We start from the raw sequence: 6518 nt of genomic DNA, 5'->3' as shown, positions 1-6518 counted from the left end.
CCCCAAGGCAGCACGGTATCGGCCTCACCCACTGAATTTCGCAACCACAGGCTGGCTGCTCCTATCGCCAGAACCGCGACGTTTCCGACGAGATGATAGCGTGCGTGGTAGAGCGCGCGAATCTCGGCGTTTGCCAAAAAGTCGGCCAGACCCGCGGTAGCAGCGACGGCGCCGGTCACGACGCCGCCGGCAATCAGCCATGTGGCTGCGCTCGCCGTTGCCGGCGAAGCCGTAAGCCAATAGGCGATGTCGGCAAGCAGTGCCGCCATGAAAAATCCGATCGGAAGCGGCACGAGCATAGGATGAAGCGGATGACGGCCGATCCTCGCAAAGGCAGCGATGCCCGCTCCCCCATGCGTCGATCTGTGGCCGGATCCATGATGGCCAACCCCTGGATTGCCGCCCGCGCCGCCATGTCCAGGGTTAGCGTGTTCGTCAACGCGCGCGTGAGCGCTGTGGCTTGGTCGATCTCCCGTCGGTTCAGGCTTGCGCTTTTCCTCGTGGTGACGGTGCCCCGCTACCCCGGCTTCCGCGCCGCTATGCGCGTGCTCGCGCCTGCCTTCCCTCGCCTTGTCGAATTCCGGTTTGCGTTCGGTCATCAGCCCATGCTTCAGGCCACGGGCCACCATCCATACGTTGGCAGGATATGCAGTGATGAATCCAACAATCACGCCAAACGACATCACGCCCCAGAACAGGAGCTCGGTCGGTTCCATGGCCCGCATGTCGCTGCCCATCATCAGGAAGCTCATGACCGGCGCCATGCCCGCCATCATGAAATTCATGCTGATGAACTCTGGCATGAAGCTCTTGCGGACATTCTCCCAATAGGTGCCGCCCATCATCGATTTCATGAACAGCGACTGGAAGATAAACAGGCCGAACGCGAACCCGGCAACATACTCAACGATGAGGTCGATCCACATCGGCAGCCCGAGAGCGGCGGTGATTGCTGCCGCGAGGATGATGCCGGTGGCGTCTCCGGCGACGCAGTGGATCGTCGAGCCGACGCCTTGCTTCCAGAGCGGCTTGGTGAACGCCTCGTGTTCGCCCGGCCGAGGCTCCTTGTCGGCCAGCACGTAAATCAGCAACCCCAGCGGCCCCATATAGAGCGTGACCAGGATGAAGCCCCATTTCATTACCACGGGCTCGGGATTGTTGCGGAACTGATCCCACGCCACGTAAGCCGTGCTGAGGGCCGCTAGAACGAACCAGACTGCAAGAAAGTAGTCGACGGGCTGTACGAACACTGCAGAACTCCTGTCGGTTTTCTCTCCACTGACCTTAGAGCGACGGACTGTTTCGTCCGCCCCCTTGAACGCGCCGCGTCGCAGGCCCTTCCCCTAGAAACTCCCGGAGATGGTGCTGGCGGCGAAACCATTCGATAAGCCTTCCAGTTGCTGGAAGGTCAAGAGTTGCCGTCCAGCCATGGCCGATCCGTCGTTTCCAAGAAAGTCACGGAGAATGAGTTCCATGGGCGTTCTCTGCTGCTTGACTCTCCGCTTTTTTCGCGGCACCTTCGATTAATAGGTCAGACCAATTTACCGATCCGGGACCAGCCCGATGATTCTGTTGAAGTAGAACTGGGTGAGAATGCCGATCCAGGCCGTTGAACCGCGTCGACTTTACCGACAGATCGCCGATCAGCTCAGGCAGCTGATCGACGCGGGCGAGTTCGTAGTCGGCGATCGCCTGCCGACTGAGCGCGAACTGGCCGATCAGCTTGGCATCTCCCGCCCGACCGTCCGTGAAGCGCTGATCGCGCTCGAGGTCGAGGGGCGCATACGCATTCGCGTCGGCTCCGGCATCTACGTCACCGACCGGCCGCGTGCCGAGGTTTTGACTGCAGAGATGGATGAAGGCCCGTTCGAGCTGTTGCGGGCACGCGAGTTCATCGAAGGGGCGATCGCCGCCGAAGCCGCCCTCCATGTTCGGCCGATCGACATCGAACATATGGACGACGTGTTGCGCCGGATGGAGGACATACCTCACCCGACCAAGACGACGATCGCGCTCGACCGCGAGTTCCATACGATGGTGGCGGGCATTCTCGGAAACGCCGTCCTGGTGCGCTGCATCGGCGAGCTTTTCGACCAGCGCATGAACCCATATTTCGAACGCCTGTCGAGTTATTTCGAGAACAGGGATTCCTGGCGGGCCGCCGCGGAGGAGCATCGCGCGGTGCGGGACGCGATCGCGGCGCGCGAGCCCGAACGGGCGAAGGCCGCCATGCAGGAACATCTGCGTCAGTCGCAACTGAGATTCTCACGCAATTTCGGTGAGAAATCCGTGGCCAGGGAGGTCGCGGAATAGAGCATCGGACCCAAAAGCAGGAATCGGTTTTGGGAAATCCGATGCTCAACTAAAATATCTAGCAGTCGGCCGGGGGGAGATCCGGTCGGAGCAGTCAAATCCAACCTCAGGGAGGAACACAATGCTGAGAAAATACGCAGTTCTACTCGGTGCGATCGCAGCGATCGCTATGCCTTTGGCTTCGGCCTCGGCGCAGACAGCTCTGAAATGGGCCCACGTGTATGAGACGTCGGAGCCCTTCCATACCGAGTCCGTGTGGGCAGCGGAGGAGATTAAGAAGCGCACTCAGGGCCGCTACACCGTCGACGTCTATCCGGCCTCGCAGCTCGGCAAGGAAGCAGACATAAACCAGGGCCTGACGCTCGGCACGGTCGATATCATCATCTCCGGGTCGAGCTTCGCGGCGCGCGAATATCCGCCGATCGGCGTCACCTATTTCCCCTACATCTTCCGCGACGCCGACCATCTGCTGAAATACACCAAAAGCGACGTCTACAAGGCGTTGACCAAGGGCTACGAGGAAAAGTCCGGCCATCACATAACGGCCACCACCTATTATGGCACCCGGCAGACCACCTCAAACCGGCCGATCGCCAAATGCGCCGACATGCAAGGTCTGAAGATGCGCGTCCCCGACGTGCCGGCCTATCTCGCCATGCCGCGTGCCTGCGGCGCCAACACCGCGCCGATCGCTTTCGCCGAGGTGTATCTGGCCCTGCAGAACGGCACAGTCGAGGCTCAGGAGAACCCGCTGACCACCATCGAGGCGAAGAAATTCTACGAGGTGCAGAAGCACATCGTGCTCACCGGACACATCGTCGATCACCTCAACACGATCGTATCGCAGTCGCGCTGGGCCTCGCTTTCCGACGAGGACAAGCAGATCTTCACGGAGGTGATGCAGGAGGCGGCCGCCCGTGCCACGGCAAAGATCGTCGCGCGCGAAAAGGAACTGGTGCAGGTGTTCAAGGATCGCGGCATCACCGTGACCGACATCGACCGTGCCGATTTTGAGAAGAATGTGCTTGAGAAGGTCACGTTCGAGGAGTTTGGCTACAACAAGGCCGATTGGGAAGCGATCCGCGCGATCAAGTAGAGTATCGGGAAAATCAGGTGCTCAGACAAGGGGATAGAGCGGCAACCGGATTCGCCGCTTTAACCTGCCCGCCCGTCCGGCCCCACGTTGCGCCGGACGGCCTTTCCAACCCTTGACGACTCACCAGCTTCGGGAGCCCGCGCCAATGGCCGAGGAACACCATGCCGAGATCACTGTCGAAGAGATCGCCCACGCTTTCGAGGAGGTGCCGGTACACATTGACCTGTCGGACCACGGCATCGAGGACTGGATCACGCTCGCCGTGTTCTGGGGCATGGTCGTCTGTGTCTTCCTGCAGTTCTTCACCCGCTATGCGCTGAACAACAGCCTTGCCTGGACCGAGGAGATCGCCATCAACGCGCTGGTCGTCGTCGTTTTTCTCGGCGCCGCCATGTGCGTGCGCGTCTCGCGTCACATCCATGTCGATGTACTCTACCATTACCTGCCGGAGCGTGTCGGCCGCTGGCTGGCACTCGCTGTCGACGTCATTCGTGTCGTCTTCTTCGCCTACGGAACCTGGCTGATGTGGCGCTACGTCTCGATCGTGGCGCACGAACGCATGGTCACCGTCAACCTGCCGCGCCGCTGGTTCTTCTACGCCGTCCTGGCAGGCTTCGCGCTGATGTTCGTGCGCTCGATCCAGGTCTTTGTCGGCAACTACAGGCGCGGCTATTCGGTTCTTGAGCGCCCGGGTGCGTTCGAAACGGCGGGAGACTGAGCGATGCTGCTTTTGGTCGGAGGCTTTCTTGTCCTAATGCTGATTGGCGTGCCGGTAGCCGTGTCGATGGCGACTGCCTCGGTGCTCTACCTCGTGCTCTATGGCGTCGCGCCCGACATCATTGCGGCCCAGCGCATGATTGCCGGGGTGGAGAGCTTTCCGCTGCTCGCCGTTCCCTTCTTCATCCTTGCCGGCAATCTCATGAATATTGCGGGCGTCACCGGGCGCATCTACGCCTTCGCCCTTGCCCTGGTCGGCTGGATGAAGGGCGGCCTGGCGCAGGTCAACATCATCGGATCGGTGATCTTTTCTGGCATGTCGGGCACCGCGCTCGCCGACGCCGCCGGCATCGGCACGATCGAGATCAAGGCGATGAAGGATCACGGCTATCCGATCGAGGCGGCCGTCGGGGTCACCGCAGCATCGGCCACGCTCGGGCCGATCTTCCCGCCGTCGCTGCCCTTCGTCATCTACGGCATGATGGCGAATGTCTCGATCGGCGCGCTGTTCATGGCCGGCATCTTGCCCGGTGTGGTGATGACCGTGCTGATGATGGTGACGGTCGCCATCTTCGCTTACAGGCGCGGCTGGGGCTCCGACACGTCGTTCGAGCTTGGACGGCTCGCCGAAGCTGCCGGCGAGGTGCTGGTGGTGGCTGCCTTCCCGCTCGCCTGCTATCTGCTGGTGCAGCTTGGCCTGTCCATCAATGTCGCGGTCGGCATCGCGCTGCTGGTGCTGATTGCGGCCGACTGGTATTTCAATTTCTCCGCGGTCATGGCGCTGATGACGCCGGTAATCCTGATCGGCGGCATGACGATGGGCTGGTTCACGCCGACCGAGGCGGCGATGGCCGCCGTGATCTGGTCGCTTTTCCTCGGGTTGGTGCGCTACCGCACGATGACGCTGCGCACGCTGGCAAAGGCCAGCTTCGACACGATCGAGACGACGGCCTCCGTGCTCTTCATCGTCACGGCCGCCTCGATATTCGCCTGGCTGCTCACCGTCAGCCAAGCGGCACAGCTATTCTCGACCTTCATCTTCGCGCTGACCGACAACAAGTGGGTCTTCCTCATCCTGGTGAACGTCCTGATGTTGGTGGTCGGCTGCTTCCTCGATACGATCGCGGCGATCACCATTCTCGTGCCCATCCTGTTGCCGGTGGCCGCCGTGTACGGCATCAACCCGGTGCATTTCGGCCTGATCATGACGCTTAATCTGATGATTGGTCTCCTCCATCCGCCGCTCGGCATGGTGCTGTTCGTCCTCTCGCGGGTCGCCAAGCTGTCGGTCGAGCGCACGACCATGGCAATTCTGCCCTGGCTCGTTCCGTTGATCGTTGCGCTGATCCTGATCACCTTCATCCCCGCCATCACGCTGTGGCTACCGACGCAAATGGGACTGATCCGATGATCGATAGCGCAGTCGCTGCGACGCTGTTCGGCCCTGAGGATCTGCGGGTCGTCGAGCACCCGCTCTGCCCCCTCGCACCGGGAATGGTGCGCGTGCGCTTCGGCGCAGGCGGCATCTGCGGTTCCGACCTGCACTATTTCCGCCATGCGCGGACCGGCGATTTTGTCGTCACATCGCCGCTCGTGCTCGGCCACGAGGTCGCCGGAGAGATCGTGGAAATCAACGCGGACGCGTCAGGACTTGCCGTCGGCGATCGCGTGGCGGTCAACCCGTCGCGCTGGTGCGGACAATGCGCGCGATGCGCGGAGGGCCGCGCCAATCTCTGCGAAAACATCTATTTCATGGGCTCGGCGTCGAAAACGCCGCACATGCAGGGCGGTTTTGCCAGCGTGTTCGACGCCACACCCGCGCAATGCATCAAGGTCCCGCCTGATGTCGCCTACCAGGCGGCGGCACTCGCCGAACCGCTCGCCGTCAGCCTGCACGCAGTGGCGCGGGCCGGCGACATCGCCGGCCGCAACGTCATCCTGTTCGGCGCCGGCCCCATCGGGCTTTTGACCATGCTCGCCGCCAGGCTCAAGGGGTGTGACGATCTCACCGTCGTCGACATAGCAGAGGCGCCGCTTGCCTTCGCCAGCAAACTTGGAGCAAACAGGACGATCGACCTGTCTGGCGGCGACGAGGAACTCAAGGCGCTCGCGGCCGACAAGGCGATCGATGTCGCGTTCGAGATCTCAGGCACCGCAGCGGGCCTCGCGGCGGCGATCGCCAGCGTCCGGCGCGGCGGCACGGTCGTTCAGGTCGGCAATCTTCCGGGTGGTCAGATCCCGGTGGCGGCCAATGCGCTGATGGCCAAGGAAATCGACCTGAAGGGCACGTTCCGCTTCGGCGCAGAAGTCAACCAGGCGGGCGATCTCATCGTCGGCGGCGACATAGACGTCCTGAAGCTGGTGACCGCGGAACGCCCCCTTTCCTCGGCAC

Annotated in this window: 7 protein-coding genes; 5 read left to right on the top strand and 2 right to left on the bottom strand. The window is 62.1% G+C overall.

What is annotated here, in order from left to right:
- Positions 1-1250 (bottom strand): DUF4396 domain-containing protein (locus tag EOB36_RS32565; RefSeq protein WP_128286502.1); only part of this gene is annotated, 1250 nt, incomplete at its 3' end.
- A gap of 93 nt (positions 1251-1343) precedes the next feature.
- Positions 1344-1475 carry a hypothetical protein gene (locus EOB36_RS35895; protein ID WP_280953364.1) on the bottom strand — a complete coding sequence of 44 codons (132 nt, stop codon included), beginning with the start codon at positions 1473-1475 and terminating at the stop codon, positions 1344-1346.
- A 118-nt stretch (positions 1476-1593) separates the two neighbouring features.
- Here EOB36_RS35895 and EOB36_RS32560 point away from each other — a divergent pair, with 118 nt between their 5' ends.
- From EOB36_RS32560 to EOB36_RS32540, 5 genes are all read left to right on the top strand, one after another.
- A complete protein-coding gene (locus EOB36_RS32560; protein ID WP_095485186.1) occupies positions 1594-2313 on the top strand; it encodes a FadR/GntR family transcriptional regulator in 720 nt (239 codons plus the stop codon).
- Between the two features lie 121 nt (positions 2314-2434).
- Positions 2435-3409: a sialic acid TRAP transporter substrate-binding protein SiaP gene (locus EOB36_RS32555; RefSeq protein WP_095485187.1), complete on the top strand. Its 975-nt coding sequence runs from the start codon at positions 2435-2437 to the stop codon at positions 3407-3409.
- A gap of 145 nt (positions 3410-3554) precedes the next feature.
- Positions 3555-4127, top strand: a complete 573-nt coding sequence (locus EOB36_RS32550) for a TRAP transporter small permease (protein ID WP_095485188.1) — start codon at positions 3555-3557, stop codon at positions 4125-4127.
- 3 nt (positions 4128-4130) lie between these two features.
- Entirely contained in the window at positions 4131-5537 is a 1407-nt protein-coding gene (locus tag EOB36_RS32545) for a TRAP transporter large permease (RefSeq protein WP_095485189.1), read from the top strand.
- The coding region (locus EOB36_RS32540; protein ID WP_164897689.1) for an L-idonate 5-dehydrogenase at positions 5534-6518 on the top strand (985 nt) is incomplete at its 3' end. The genes EOB36_RS32545 and EOB36_RS32540, both read left to right, overlap by 4 nt.

Source organism: Mesorhizobium sp. M6A.T.Cr.TU.017.01.1.1 (assembly GCF_004023115.1).
Lineage (GTDB): Bacteria > Pseudomonadota > Alphaproteobacteria > Rhizobiales > Rhizobiaceae > Mesorhizobium > Mesorhizobium mediterraneum.
This window is presented reverse-complemented; position numbering and strand designations above follow the sequence as displayed.